A 14,477-nucleotide genomic window follows, 5' to 3' on the forward strand; every position below is an offset into this window, starting at 1 on the left:
AGGCGGGTTGTGGACAACCCGCCCGCCTGCGGACAGCTCCGTCAGCCGCGGTCGACGATGGGGGCCATCACCCACTCGCGGGGGATGCCGAAGGCCTGCACGATGTCCACGGCGTGCGGGCGCAGCGACTGGCACAGCGCGTTGACGGCCTGCGTGACCTCCTTCGAGCGCCGCGGGCTGATCCGCTCGTGCTCGAGGAACCACCCGCGCTCCTCCTCGATCGTGGACAGCGCGTAGAGATCGCAGACCCGCTCGAGCAGCTGCCGCGTGCCGCCGTCGGCGCAGCGGTCGATGGCGCCGACGAACGACTCGAGCACCATCCGGTCGACGTGCGCACGCGCGGTCAGCAGCACGTGGTCCTGGGCCCCGTTGAACACGTCGAAGGCGTTGGCCCCGCCCGCGCGGCGCAGCCGCCGGGCCAGCCCGTCGAGGCTGTGCTTCTCCCGCTCCTCGAACTGCTTCAGCTGCCACCCGCGGTCGTGCACGTCGTCCTTGCCCGAGCTGATGAGCTGCTGCACGAGGTTGCGGGCCGCGGTGCGCTCGGCCACCGCCTCGATGAACTGGTCGGCGATGAACCGCGCCATGCCGAGGGTCCCGAGCTCGTCGAACTGCTCCTTGTAGTTCGTGAGCATGCCCTTGGCCAGCAGCTGCAGCAGCACCGTGTTGTCGCCTTCGAACGTGGTGAACACGTCCGTGTCGGCCTTCAGCTGCGCGAGCTGGTTCTCGGCCAGGTAGCCGGCACCGCCGCAGGCCTCGCGGCAGGTCTGGATCGTGCGCGTGGCGTGCCACGTGGCCACGGCCTTGAACCCGGCGACGTCGCTCTCGAGCTTGCGCTGACCGGCTTCGTCGCCGGAGCCGGTCAGGTCGTGCATCGTCTCGACGAGGTCGGTGTGGGCGAAGTGCAGCGCGCAGGTCTTCGCCAGCGCGGGCAGGAGTTTCCGCTGGTGCCCCAGGTAGTCCATGATGGACACTTCCTGCCCGGTGTCCGGCCGGGTGAACTGCCGCCGGTGCTCGCCGTAGCGCAGCGCGATCTCCAGTGCGAGCTTCGTCGCGCCGCCCGCGGTTCCGGCGACGGAGACGCGCCCGCGGATGAGCGTGCCGAGCATGGTGAAGAAGCGCTTGGTCGGCTTGTCGATCGGGCTGGAGTAGGTTCCGTCGGCGGCGACGTCGCCGTAGCGGTTGAGCAGGTTCTCCCGCGGCACGCGCACCTGGTCGAACGTCAGGGTGCCGTTGTCCACCCCGTTGAGGCCGGCCTTGTGCCCGCAGTCGCCGATGCGCACGCCGGGCAGCACGGCGCCGTCGCGGTCGCGGATCGGCACCAGCAGCGCGTGCACCCCGTGCTCGCCGCCGTCGGGGGTGTGCAGCTGCGCGAACACGACGGCCATCCGCCCGTCGCGCGCGGCGTTGCCGATGAACTCCTTCATCGCCGACTCGTCCGGCGTGTGCACGACGAACTCGCCGGTGTCGGCGTCGTAGCCGGCCGTGGTGCGCACGCTCTGCACGTCGGAGCCGTGGCCGCGCTCGGTCATGGCGAAGCAGCCGAGCAGGTCGAGTCCCATGATGTCGCGCAGGTAGCGCTCGTGGTGCCGCTCCGTGCCGAGGGCCACGACCGCACCGCCGAACAGGCCCCACTGCACCCCGGCCTTGACCATGAGCGAGAGGTTGCCGGGCAGCATCTCCAGCGAGACCACCGAGCCGCCCACGTCGGAGCCGCCGCCGTGCTCGGCGGGGAAGCCGAGCTCCTGCACGCCCGTCTTGGCCAGCATCCCCAGCTGCTCGAGGGTGCGGGTGCGCTGCGTCTCGGTGTCGGCCGCCGTGTCCGGAGCCAGGTCGACGTGGGCGAGGCCCGCGCGGACCTGCGCGCGCACGTCCGCCCAACGTCCGTCGAACAGGTCGGCGAGCGCCGCGGTGTCGAATGCACGCGGGGTGTTCGGCGTGGTCATGAGGACCTCCACACGTCAGGGCCTGCTGCCCCGAGCGTAGTTACCACTGAGTAACTTCGCCACTGTGGCGTTCGCGACTCCGCCTCCGCGCCGCGGGGACCACCAGCACGCGGGTACCCGGCGGCCGCGGCGCCCGGGCGGGGCGGCCGCAGCCCGCCGACCGCGCCCGCAGCCCCGGCGGCGCGAGCGCGCTCGGCGGAGGACCCACCCGGCCACGGCGGGGCCGGCCCGAGAACGCGACGAGGTCGCGGCGGGAACGGCACCCCGCAGCGATCCCCCTCCGCTCGAACCCGGGCACCGCCCGATCGCCGGACCTCCCCGCCCGGACCCGGCCGCCCGCGGACGGGCCGCCCGGCAGGAGAAGTCCGACCCCTCCCGACCGGCCCCGCGGGAGTCACGCCACGACGTTGACCAGCCGGCCGGGCACGACGATGACCTTGCGCGGCTCACCGCCGTCGAGCTCCGAGGCGACCCGCTCGTCGGACAGCGCGGCCGCGCGCACCGCCTCGTCGTCGGCCGAGGCCGGCACGGTCACCCGCGAGCGCACCTTGCCGTTGACCTGGATCGGGTACTCGACGGTCTCCTCGACGAGGTAGTCCTCCTCGGCCTGCGGGAACGGCGCGTGCACCAGACTGCCGGCGTGGCCGAGCCGCGCCCACATCTCCTCGGCGACGTGCGGCGTCACCGGCGCGACCATGAGCACCATCGCCTCGACGACCTCGCGCGGCGTGCCCGCGCCCGCGCAGGTCTTGGTCACCCGGTTGTTCAGCTCGATCAGCTTGGCCACCGCGGTGTTGAAGCGCAGCTCGGAGTACTCCGCGCGCACCGTGGCGATCGTCTTGTGCAGCGCGCGCAGCAGCTCGTCGTCCGGCCGCTCGTCGACCACGCGCAGCTCCCCGCCGTGCTCGTCGACGACGTTGCGCCACAGCCGCTGCAGGAACCGGTGCGCCCCGACGACGTCCTTGGTCGCCCACGGGCGGGAGGCGTCCAGCGGCCCCATGCTCATCTCGTACAGCCGCAGCGTGTCCGCGCCGTAGGAGTCGGCCATCTCGTCCGGCGAGACCGAGTTCTTCAGGCTCTTGCCCATCTTGCCGTACTCCTGGAACACCTCCTGGCCGTCCCAGTAGTAGCGGCCGCCGGACTCGGTGACCTCCTCGGCGGGGACGTACACGCCGCGCGCGTCGGTGTAGGCGTAGGCCTGGATGTAGCCCTGGTTGTACAGCTTGCGGTACGGCTCCTCGGAGGACAGCCAGCCCAGGTCGTAGAGCACCTTGTGCCAGAAGCGCGAGTACAGCAGGTGCAGCACCGCGTGCTCCACACCGCCGACGTACAGGTCCACACCGCCCGGGTCGTCGGGGCCGTGCTCCGCGGGCCGCGGGCCCATCCAGTAGCGCTCGTTCTCCGGATCGACGAAGCGCTCGCCGTTGTCCGGGTCGATGTAGCGCAGCTGGTACCAGCACGAACCCGCCCACTGCGGCATGACGTTGGTGTCGCGGCGGTAGGTCTTGGGCCCGTCGCCCAGGTCCAGCTCCACCTCGACCCACTCGGTGGACTTCGACAGCGGCGGTTCCGGCACGCTGTCCGCGTCCTCCGGGTCGAAGGTGCGCGGCGAGTAGTCGGCGACCTCGGGCAGCTGCACCGGCAGGTGCTCCTCCGGCAGCGCGTGCGGCAGGCCGTGCTCGTCGTAGACGATCGGGAACGGCTCGCCCCAGTAGCGCTGGCGGGCGAACAGCCAGTCCCGCAGCTTGTACTGCACGCTGGCGCTGCCGTGGCCGTGCTCACCCAGCCAGTCGATGACCGCGTCCTTCGCGGCGGCCACGTCCATGCCGTCGATGTTCAGCCCCGTCTCCGCCGAGGAGGAGTTGATCGCCGGGCCGTCACCGGTGTAGGCCTTCCCCGCGAAGTCCGCGGGCGGCTGCACCGTGCGCACGATCGGCAGGCCGAGGACCTCGGCGAACTCCCAGTCGCGCTCGTCCTGGCCGGGCACCGCCATGACCGCACCCGTGCCGTAGGCCATGAGCACGTAGTCGGCGACGAACACGGGGATGCGCCGCCCGTTGACCGGGTTGACCGCCCAGGCGCCGGTGAAGACGCCCGTCTTCTCCCGGCTCTCCTGCCGGTCCAGTTCGGACTTCGTGGACGCGCGGCGCCGGTACTGCGCAACGGCCTCGGCCGGGGTCGCGGCACCGTTCGTCCACCGCTCGTCCGCACCGGCGGGCCACTCCTCGGCGAGGAGCCGTTCCACCAGCGGGCTCTCCGGGGCCAGCGCCATGAACGTGGCGCCGAACAGCGTGTCCGGCCGGGTGGTGAACACGTCGATCGCCTCGTCGAGGCCCTCCACCTCGAAGCGGACGTTGGCGCCGCGCGAGCGGCCGATCCAGTTGCGCTGCATCGTCTTGACCTTGTCCGGCCAGTCCAGCCGGTCCAGGTCGTCGACCAGGCGGTCGGCGTAGGCGGTGATCCGCATCATCCACTGCTTGAGGTCGCGGCGGAACACCGGGAAGTTGCCCCGCTCGGTCAGTCCCTCGGAGGTGACTTCCTCGTTGGCCACCACGGTGCCCAACCCCGGTGCCCAGTTCACCGGCGCCTCGGACAGGTAGGCCAGGCGGTGCGAGTCGAGCAGTTCGCGCTGCTCCACGTCGGACAGCTCCGCCCAGGCGCGGCCGTCCGGCGCGGCCCGCTCGCCCGCGGCGAACTGCCGCTGCAGCTCGCCGATCGGGCGCGCCCGCCCGCGGCCGCCGTCGGCGTCGAAGTCGTACCAGGCGTTGAAGATCTGCAGGAAGATCCACTGCGTCCAGCGGTAGAACTCGATGTCGGTCGTCGCGATCCGGCGCCGCTCGTCGTGGCCGAGCCCCAGCCGGCGGACCTGCGCCAGGTACCGCTCGATGTTCTCCTCGGTCGTCGTGCGCGGGTGGGTGCCCGTCTGCGCCGCGTACTGCTCGGCCGGCAGCCCGAAGGCGTCGAAGCCCATCGTGTGCAGCACGTTGTAGCCCAGCATCCGGTTGAAGCGGGCGTAGACGTCCGTGCCGATGAAGCCCAGCGGATGCCCCACGTGCAGCCCGGCCCCGGACGGGTACGGGAACATGTCCTGCACGAACAGCTTCCCCGCCGGCACCTCCCCGCGGAGCGGACCGGCCGGGTTCGGGGCGTGGAAGCTGCCGAGCTCGGACCACCGGCGCTGCCAGCGCTGCTCGATCTCGGCGGCCATCCGCGCCGTGTAGCGGTAAGGCGGGACCTCCTCGTTCGCGGTCCCGTCCGTCGCCCCGTCCTGGCCACTCATCGCGTGCGTTCCTTCCCTGTGCTCAGCTTCGGCTCCCGCCGCGCGCTGCACCGGCACCGGTGTTGGTGGCGGGCACCCTCCGGTCGGCGGCTGACTGCGTCAACCAGGTGAACGCGGCCGGCTCGTGGTCCGATGACCTCCACCGTTCAGTGTGCCTGCCCGGCTCCCCCGCCGTCGCAGAAGGGTGGGGTCGCGGCATTGACTTCGAGCGCACTCGATGGATCACGCTCGTGCCATGATCAGCGACAAGACGTGGTTCGACGACATCTACGCCCAGCACGACGCGCCGTGGGTGCTGGGCGAGGCGCAACCCGAGATCGTCCGGCAGGAACGAGCCGGGGCGATCCGCGGCAGCGTGCTCGACATCGGTTGCGGCTCCGGCGACAACACCCTGCACCTCGCCGAGCGCGGCTACGAGGTGCTCGGCGTCGACTTCTCCGAGCAGGCGATCCGGCGGGCCCGGGACAACGCCGCCGCGCGCTCGGTGCGGGCCCGCTTCGAGGTCGCCGACGCGCTCCGGTTCGACCGCCCGAACGCGTTCGACACGATCGTGGACAGCGCGTTGTTCCACGTGTTCGGCGGGCAGGACCGGGCGGAGTACGTGGCGAACCTGCACCGGCTGTGCCGCCCCGGCGGGCGGGTGCACGTGCTCGCCGCCGCGCCCCCGCCGCCCGACCACCCCGGAGCGGGGGCCGACGGGCCGCCCCAGGTCACCGCGGAGGAACTGCGCGCGGCGTTCGGCGCCGGCTGGGAGGTCGAGGAGCTGCGCGCGACCGAGCTGAACGGCATCGCCACCGAACGCACGGCGGAGCGGTTCGGCGTCCCGCCCGGGCAGCGGACGGGCCTCGGCGGGTGGTTCGCGCGGGTGCGCCGCCTCTGACCCGCGCGTCCCGGCGGGCTTCGCGGTCCCGCGGGGGCGGGGTGCGCCCGGGGAGCGGAGACCGCGATCCGGCCGTGCGCAGCAGCACGAGGTGCGCCCCGGAGGTGTGCCCCGGGGCACGGCCGGGCGCCGCCGGCTCGGTGCCCACCGCGGCACGGCATAGGCTGGGCGCGTGCTGATGGCTCAGGTGTTCCTCTGCGCGGTCCTCGTCCTCGCCGGGGCGGGGCTGGTGTTCGTCGGGCTGCGCGGAACGCGCGGCACCCTGCCCCGCAACCGGTACGCCGGGGTGCGCACCCCGGAGGCCATGCGCAGCGACCAGGCCTTCGCGCTGGCCAACCGCGCGGCGGGTCCGGCGCTGCTCGCCGGCGGTGGTGCCGCCCTGCTCGCCGGTGCCGCGATGCCCGCGCTGGCCTCGGTGGTGAGCGTGGTGCTCGTGGCGGTGCTGGGGTTCGGCGGCGCGTTCGCGCTGATGACCCTGGGCGGTGTGGCCGGTCACCGGGCCGCGGCGACGCTGCCCGATCCCGCGCCCGCGGGGCCGTGCGGGGGCTGCGCGCTCGCCGGTGCGTGCCGGGGCGCGTCCGCGACGCCCGGGTGCGGCGGCGGGATCTGCGGCGACTGAGCCGCGCGGGCTCACGCCGCGGGCACCGGCGTTGCCCCGCCCCGCTGTGTCGACCCGCCCCCGGTGAGTCGGCCCGCCCCGCGGATCAGTTCAGCTTCACGTCGCCCGGATGGGTGGCCAGCAGGGCCAGCGGCAGCCCCTGGCGGCGCAGCACCTGGCTCCACAGGCGCTCCGCGCTGCCCGCGAGCACGTCGTCCGGCAGCGCCGGCACCACGTACCAGTCGCCCCGGTCGATCTCCCCGCCGAGCTGGCCGGATTCCCACCCGGCGTAGCCCGCGAAGAACCGCAGCCCCCGGGCGCGCGGCGCCAGCTGCTCGGGATCGCAGTCCAGGTCGACCAGCCCCACCGGCCCGCGCACGCCGACCACGCCGTCCATCCCGTCCACGTCCTGGCCGGCGCGGAACGCGCCGAGGCAGATCGCGGTGCGCTGCTCGACGGGGCCGCCGACGAACAGCGACGGGGGCTGCGTGGCGTGCGGCGCCCAGTTCGGCAGCACTTCCTCCACCGACACCTCGCTCGGGCGGTTGAGCACGACACCGAGCGTGCCCTCCCGCCGGTGGTGGATCACGTACACGACGGCGCGCTGGAAGTTGCTGTCCAACAACTTCGGGGCCGCGACCAACAGCGTCCCCGGTTCCACGTCCGCGTCCGATGCCACGCCCCCATGATCGCACTCATTGCCCACGCACGAATCCGGCAACACCAAGAAAGCCGTGCCCACGGGGTTCGCCCGAGGCAGCGCTTCAATGGCAATGCCTGGAAATAACGCCGAGTATTACTATTAGACGCAACGATCCGCTTCCGCCCTCGCGCGCCGCGGGCGGCGGCCAGCTGCAGCAGCGAACACCCGCAGCAGCGGCCACGTGGCGGCAGCGCTCATCTGCAGCAGCGGCAGCGGCCACGTGGCGGCAGCGGCACGCACCGCGAGGACAAGCTCGTCCACCACCTCGCGCACCCGCGCCGCCACCGCGTCGCCCCGCCCGACTCGCCCGGCCGAGGGGCGGCTCCAGCCCGACGCGCCGTATCTTGTGGATGACCCGTCCCCCATCCGTGTGGGGATGGTTCACAATTTTCATGAAAATTGCGCTCTCTGGAACGAGTCCAGATTGAGCGGAGGGCCTTGCCCGTCGGAGAAGCAGGGCAGGTGGGGTGATCGCCCAGGTCCGGAGGGTCCGGGGGCCGGCGGGGGAGCCCGAGGCCGGCAGTGTCGGCGGGGCGGCCTCGCAGTGCCGGCGGGGCGATCAGGCGCTCGTCCTCCCCGGGGCCGGCGCTACGGGATCGCCGGCGCTACGGGATCACCGGCGCTACGGGATCGCCGGTGCTACGGGACCTCCAGGCCCTCGTCCTCCCGGGCCCACCGCTTCAGCTCGGCCACGGCCTCGTCGCGCTCCATCGGCCCGCGGTCGAGGCGGATCTCCTTGAGGTGCCGCCAGGCACGACCGACCACCGGACCGGGCGGGAGGTCGAGGAGCTGCATGATCTCGTTGCCGTCGAGGTCGGGGCGGACCTTCGCCAGGTCCTCCTCCTCGGCGATGCGCGCGATCCGCGCTTCCAGGTCGTCGTAGGCGCGCTGCAGCGCGGCCGCCTTGCGCCGGTTGCGCGTGGTGCAGTCGGCCCGCACGAGCTTGTGCAACCGCTGCAGCAGGTGGCCGGCGTCGTTGACGTAGCGCCGCACCGCGGAGTCGGTCCACTGCCCGTCGCCGTAACCGTGGAACCGCAGGTGCAGGTACACCAGATCGGACACCTCGTTGACGACGTCCTTCGAGTAGCGCAGGGCGCGCAGCCGCTTGCGGGCCATCTTCGCGCCGACGACCTCGTGGTGGTGGAAGCTCACCCCGCCGCCGGACTCGAACCGCCGGGTGGCCGGTTTGCCGATGTCGTGCAGCAGCGCGGCCAGGCGCAGCACGAGGTCCGGCGGCCCGCCGGGATCGGCGGCGCGTTCCAGGTCGACGGCCTGCTCGAGCACCTTCAGCGAGTGCCCGTAGACGTCCTTGTGCTGGTGGTGCTCGTCGATGGTCAGCCGCATGCCGGGCACCTCGGGCAGCACGTGCTCGGCCAGGCCGGTGTCGACGAGCAGCTCCACACCGCGCCGCGGGTGCTCCCCGCAGACGAGCTTGGACAGTTCCACCTGCACGCGCTCCGCGGTGATCCGCGCGATCTCGCCGGACATCTCGTGCAGCGCGGTCAGCACGCGCTCGGCCGGCCGCAGGCCGAGCTGGGAGACGAACCGGACGGCGCGCAGCATCCGCAGCGGATCGTCGGCGAAGGACTCCTCCGGGGTGGCCGGGGTGTCCAACCGGTTGGCGGTGAGGTCGGCCATGCCCCCGTGCGGATCCACGAAGGTCCGGTCGATCACGTCGACGGCCATGGCGTTGACGGCGAAATCCCGCCGCAGCAGGTCGCCCTCGATGCTGTCGCCGAACGCGACCTGCGGGTTCCGGCCGACGCGGTCGTACTGGTCCGCCCGGAACGTGGTGATCTCCACGGTGGTGCCGCGCTTGTGCGCGCCGAGCGTGCCGAACTCGACGCCGGTGTCCCAGATGGTTTCGGCCCAGCCGGTCAGCAGCTCGCGCATCCGCTCGGGGCGGGCGTCGGTGGTGAAGTCCAGGTCGGTGCCGAGACGTCCGAGCAGCGCGTCGCGCACGCTGCCGCCCACCAGGTACAGCTGGTGGCCCGCGGCCGCGAAGAGCTCGCCGAGCTCGCCCGCCAGCGGCGCCGCGCGCAGCATGTCGTCCACGGCCCGCTCCCGGGAGCGGCTGTTCACCGGCGGTGCGCCTGCGGTCGAGGTGGCGTCGTACTCCGAACTGGACACGGCTCTCCAGGGTACTGGGCGGCTCCTCGGACCCCGTGGCGTGTCGGCCCGCCGGAGCGCCGACCAGTTGAGTGAACGGCCTAGTATCGGCGGCATGCCCCCGTCGCCCGGCCGCTCCGGCGGTAGCCAACCGGGGCGTCGGAACCGACGCCGCCGGCGTCGGCTGCGGACGTTCGAGGAAACATCGGCGGGTGGGCTGGTGATCGCCGGCGGCGAGGGGATGGCTGCGATCATCGGGCGGCTGGATCGGAAGGGGCGGCTGCTGTGGTCGCTGCCCAAGGGCCACATCGAGGCCGGTGAGACCCCGGAGCAGGCGGCGGCGCGGGAAGTCGCCGAGGAGACGGGCATCACCGGCAGCGTGGTGGCTCCGATCGGCACGATCGACTACTGGTTCGTGGCGGGCAACCGGCGCGTGCACAAGACCGTGCACCACTTCCTGCTGGAAGCGGTGGGCGGCGAGCTGTCCGACGAGGATGTGGAGGTCACCGAGGTGGCGTGGGTGCCGCTGGGCGAGCTCGACGAGGTCCTGGCCTACACCGACGAGCGGCGGCTCGTGCGGCGGGCCCTGGACCGCGACGAGCACCGCGGCGCGCGCGGCCCCCGGACGTCCGGCCCGCGGGGACCGGTGGGCGGTTTTCGCATCGAACCGGCACGAGGTAGTGGAACGGAGCCGGGGTGAGGTTTCTACTGGCCGCGCTGGTCGCCGCGCTCGTGTTCGCGCTGCTGCCGGCTGTCCCGGCGCCCCGCGCGCACGCGCAGGCCCAGCAGCTCACCCGATTCGAGGTGACCGGGGTCGCTCCGAACGTGGTGACCGAGCGCGCTCCGGGCGAACTGGTCGTCAGCGGGCGGCTCACCAACACCAGCGACCACGTCATCGACGACGTCGAGGCCCGCGTCCAGCGCGGCGAGGCCCCGACCACCGAGCCCGGGGTCCAGCAGGCCCTCCGCGGCGAGGCGAACATCACCACCGACCCGCAGTTCACCCCGGTCGTCGACCGGATCCGCCCGGGTGAGCAGGTGCCGGTGGAGATCCGCATCCCCTTCTCCGGCCCCGACTCGCTGGACATCACCGAACCGGGCACGTACCCGCTGCTGGTCAACGTCAACGGCCAGCCCGAGTCGAGCTCGCGGGCCCGCGTCGCCGAGGCGAACTTCCTGCTGCCGGTGCAGGCCCCGCCCGGCGGCACCCCGCAACCGCCGCCAGCACCGACCCCGACCTCGCTGCTCGTGCCGCTGGTCGACTACCCGCGGATGGAGCGCTCCACCTCCCCGGGCAACCGCGCGATCCTCACCGACGACCGGCTGGCGGGCGAGCTCTCCCCCGGCGGGCGGCTCTACGAGCTGGTGCAGGCCGTCAACGAGCGCGTCAACAACGGATCACCGCTGGGCAGCGCGCTGTGCTTCGCCATCGACCCGGACCTGCTGGCCACCGCCAAGGCGATGAGCCGCCCCGAGGGGTACCTGGTGCGCACCTCCAACGGCGGCACCGAACCCGGCATCGGCGGCGAGGCGGCCGGGCTGTGGCTGAGCAAGCTGCGCGAAGCCGTCGACGGGCGCTGCGTGCTCGCGCTGCCCTACGCCGACGCCGACCTGGTCGCGCTCAGCAGGGCGGGGCTGCCCGACGTGACCAAGGGAGCGGTGGACGGCAGCCGGGTCGTCGGCCGCATCCTCAACGAGGGCGGCAACGCCACGGTGGACCCGCGCCCCGCCACCTGGCCGATCTCCGGTGCGCTCGACCAGCGCACCGCAGCGGACCTCCCCCGCACGGAGACGGCCCTGCTCGACACCCGCTCGCTGGACGTGCCCGCGGGCACGCTGGCACCGGCCAGGATCCGGGGCACCGACCTGACCGCCCAACCGCTCGACCCGCTGCTGAGCAGCGCGCTCAACCCGCTCCGCGGCACGCCGCGGCAGTCCTCGGCGAAGTCCCCGCCGACGGAGGAGTCGGCCACCGCGCAGGACGCGCTCGGCTCGCTGCTGTTCCGCTCCACCCTCGGGTCGCTGCCCGACTCGACCTCCGTGCTCGCCCCACCGCGCCGGTGGAACATCAACGGCGAGCAGCTGCGCGGCCTGCTCGACGGGATGCGCGCGCTCGCCGACGCCGGCTACGTCGAACCCACCGCGCTGCCGCACCCCGGCGGCCGCCTGCCCGAAGCGGAGCTGACCTACCCGGACACCGCGGCGAGCGCCGAGATCCCGCAGCCGGTGCTGCGCACGCTGGCGCGCGCCAACTACGCGGTCGGCGACCTGTACCGGTCCTCCTCGGAGGAGCAGGCACGCCACGTCGACCCGGCCCAGGTCACCACTCCGCTGCGCAACGGCCTGCTGCGCGGCGTGTCGAGCGCGTGGCGCGGCGACCCGACGGGGGCGCGCCGCTGGACCGGCCTCGGGCGAGCGGCGGTGCGCAATACCCTCTCGCACGTCTACATCGAGGAGTTCCAGGGCAAGATCGCACTGGCCTCCTCCAACAGCGCCATCCCGTTGACCGTGGTCAACGACCTGCCGGTTACGGTCAGCCTGCGGTTGCGCGTCGGTCCGACGCCCGGCGTGGAGGTGTCGGACCTGGGGACGCTGCGCATCCCCGCGCACAGCAGGAGGCAGTTCTGGCCCGAGGTCTCGGTGCACCGCGTCGGCGAGTTCAACCTCGACGTCGCGGCCGTGACCGAGGGCGGCACGCCCCTCGGGCGCCCGAAGCGGTTGCAGGTCGACTCCAGCGCCTACGGCCCGCTGATCCCGGCGATCACGATCACCGCGGGCGGTCTGCTCGTCGTGCTGTCCGCGATGCGCATCGTGCGGCGCATGCGCGCCGGACGCGGGGGGACGCCGGACGAAACGCCCACCACCGAGTTTCCGCCCGGTGACGCCACCGCGGACGGCGATCGAACCGGGAACTGAGATCCTGGCGCGGTCATCCTCCGGTGCTCCGGCACCCCGCGTGACCCCGCGGCAGCGGGTCGCGCGGTGACCGTTGAGGAAGGGACGCGAGGAGTGCGAGAGAACGGACAGCGGCCCGCGAGGCCGACCCCGGCCGGGACGCGGCGGATGCCTCCCGCCACCGGGAACGGGGCGGCACCGGCACCCGGGACCGAGCAGCACCCGTCCGGCGCACCCACCGCGTCCACGCGCCCACCGGGCGCGTCCGACCCCGAGAGCACCCGCCCGAACGCGCAGGCGGCCCGGGGGTGGCACGCCGCTCCGACCGAGCCGATCCCGACCGTGCCCCCGGAACCGGGCATCGACCAGGCCACCGAGCACGTCTCGGACCGGACGCAGGTCATCCACCCCGTCCCCGGCGGTGCGGAGGAGTCCGGGCGCGGCGGCAGGTCGCTGCTGCGCGCCACGGGCTCGATGGCCGTGGCCACGCTGTTCAGCCGCCTCACGGGATTCCTGTGGAAGGTGATGCTGGCCTGGGCGATCGGCTACGGCGTGGTCAACGACTCGTTCATGGTCGCCAACAACCTGCCGAACAGCATCTTCGAGCTGCTCCTCGGCGGGGTGCTGACCAGCGTGATCGTGCCCGTGCTGGTGCGCGCGCAGAAGTCCGATCCCGACGGGGGCGAGGGGTACATCCAGCGCCTGCTGACGCTGTCGGTGGTGGTGCTCGGCGTCGGCACCGCGCTGTCCCTGGTCGGCGCCTCGTGGCTGGTCGCCCGCTACGCGGCCGACGAGGGCTCGGGCAATCCGGAGCTGGCGACGGCGTTCGCCTACCTGCTGCTGCCGCAGATCTTCTTCTACGGGATCAGCGCGCTCATCGGCGCGATCCTGCAGTCGAAGGAGAAGTTCGCCGTGCCCGCCTGGGCACCGGTGATGAACAACCTCGTCGTCATCGCCACGCTCGGCGCGTACTGGCTCATCCCCGGCCGGTTGACCTTCAACCCGGTGGAGATGGGTGACGCGCACCTGCTCACCCTGGGCATCGGCGTCACGTTCGGCGTGCTGACGCAGGCCGCGATCCAGCTGCCCGCGCTGCGCAGGGCGGGGATCCGGCTGCGGTGGCGCTGGGGCTGGGACTCGCGCCTGACCGAGTTCGGCGGCCTGGCCGCGTGGATGGTCGGCTACGTCGCGGTCAGCCAGCTGGGGCTGATGGCGATGAGCAAGGCCGGCACCGAGGCCGGGGCCTGGTCGATGTACCAGTACGTCTGGATGCTGCTGCAGCTGCCCTACGGCGTGCTGGGCTTCTCCGTGATGACCGCGATCCTGCCGCGGATGAGCGCCGCAGCGGCCGACGGCGACCACCAGCGCGTCATCGACGACCTCTCGCTCGGCAACCGGCTGTCCACGGTGAGCCTGCTGCCCGTCAGCGCGGTCATGGCCGCTGTGGGGCCGCCGCTGGGGCTGGCGCTGTTCTCCCTCGGCCGCAGCGCCGGGGACGCGGGCACCGTCGGCACGGCGCTGGCGGTGAGCGCGTTCGGCGTGCTGCCCTACGCGCTGACGATGCTGCAGATGCGCGTGTTCTACACCCTCAAGGACGCGCGCACGCCCACGCTGATCATGGTGCTGATGACGGCGTTCAAGATCCCCGCGTCGATGTGGGCGGGAACGCTGGGCAGCACCGAGGACGTGCTGTACGCGCTGTCGATCATCAACTCGGCGAGCTTCCTCGTCGGCTGGATCATCGGCGAGCTCTGGCTGCGGCACCGGCTCGGCCCCCTCGGCACGGGGCGGTTCGCCGTCACGCTGGGCAAGACGCTGCTGGCCTCCGCGGTCGGGGGTGCGGTGGCGTGGCTGGTGACGCTGGCGATCGGTGCGGCCGTCCCCGGCGAGGCCGGCGGCGGCACGGGCTGGCTGCAGCTGGTGTTCGGCGGCCTCGCCGGGTTCGCCGTCGCGTTCGGCGGCATGGCGCTGCTGCGCGTGCGCGAGATGAGCCCCGCGATCGGGCGGCTCGCCGGTCTGCTGCGTCGTCGCTGACACACGCGTCACGTACCCTCGTCGTGGAAGTCTCC

At 73.1% G+C, this 14,477-nt stretch carries 9 protein-coding genes; 5 read left to right on the plus strand and 4 right to left on the minus strand.

Annotated elements, in window-relative coordinates:
• Nucleotides 1–41 precede the first annotated feature (41 nt).
• Together ACVGV0_RS22965 and leuS are read right to left on the minus strand one after the other, a co-directional pair.
• Nucleotides 42–1,943 (minus strand): acyl-CoA dehydrogenase family protein, encoded by a 1,902-nt coding sequence (locus ACVGV0_RS22965; protein ID WP_459157762.1) that lies wholly within the window; start codon nt 1,941–1,943, stop codon nt 42–44.
• A gap of 394 nt (nt 1,944–2,337) precedes the next feature.
• Nucleotides 2,338–5,223: a leucine--tRNA ligase gene (gene leuS / locus ACVGV0_RS22970; protein WP_459157763.1), complete on the minus strand. Its 2,886-nt coding sequence runs from the start codon at nt 5,221–5,223 to the stop codon at nt 2,338–2,340.
• 235 nt (nt 5,224–5,458) lie between these two features.
• Between leuS and ACVGV0_RS22975 the strand changes: the two genes are divergently transcribed.
• Complete coding sequence (locus ACVGV0_RS22975) at nt 5,459–6,103, plus strand: class I SAM-dependent methyltransferase (protein ID WP_459157764.1); 645 nt, start codon at nt 5,459–5,461, stop codon at nt 6,101–6,103.
• Nucleotides 6,104–6,281: 178 nt separating this feature from the next.
• Nucleotides 6,282–6,722, plus strand: coding sequence for an SdpI family protein (locus ACVGV0_RS22980; protein ID WP_459160111.1), 441 nt, complete (start codon nt 6,282–6,284; stop codon nt 6,720–6,722).
• Between the two features lie 85 nt (nt 6,723–6,807).
• Here the strand turns inward: ACVGV0_RS22980 and ACVGV0_RS22985 are convergent, their stop codons facing one another.
• Both ACVGV0_RS22985 and ACVGV0_RS22990 read right to left on the minus strand, forming a co-directional pair.
• Nucleotides 6,808–7,380: a YqgE/AlgH family protein gene (locus ACVGV0_RS22985; RefSeq protein WP_459157765.1), complete on the minus strand. Its 573-nt coding sequence runs from the start codon at nt 7,378–7,380 to the stop codon at nt 6,808–6,810.
• A 663-nt stretch (nt 7,381–8,043) separates the two neighbouring features.
• A complete protein-coding gene (locus tag ACVGV0_RS22990) occupies nt 8,044–9,630 on the minus strand; it encodes a CCA tRNA nucleotidyltransferase (protein WP_459157766.1) in 1,587 nt (528 codons plus the stop codon).
• Here ACVGV0_RS22990 and ACVGV0_RS22995 point away from each other — a divergent pair.
• From ACVGV0_RS22995 to murJ, 3 genes are all read left to right on the plus strand, one after another.
• Nucleotides 9,629–10,213 carry an NUDIX hydrolase gene (locus tag ACVGV0_RS22995; protein ID WP_459157767.1) on the plus strand — a complete coding sequence of 195 codons (585 nt, stop codon included), beginning with the start codon at nt 9,629–9,631 and terminating at the stop codon, nt 10,211–10,213. The two genes, ACVGV0_RS22990 and ACVGV0_RS22995, sit on opposite strands and share 2 nt — an antisense overlap.
• The gene (locus ACVGV0_RS23000) at nt 10,210–12,429 is read left to right on the plus strand and encodes a DUF6049 family protein (RefSeq protein ID WP_459157768.1); all 2,220 of its coding nucleotides are present in this window, start codon (nt 10,210–10,212) and stop codon (nt 12,427–12,429) included. The genes ACVGV0_RS22995 and ACVGV0_RS23000 overlap by 4 nt, the downstream gene beginning before the upstream one ends.
• Before the next feature lie 321 nt (nt 12,430–12,750).
• A complete protein-coding gene (gene murJ / locus ACVGV0_RS23005; RefSeq protein ID WP_459157769.1) occupies nt 12,751–14,442 on the plus strand; it encodes a murein biosynthesis integral membrane protein MurJ in 1,692 nt (563 codons plus the stop codon).
• The last annotated feature ends 35 nt before the right edge of the window (nt 14,443–14,477 follow it).

It is taken from the genome of Salinifilum ghardaiensis, from assembly GCF_054491345.1.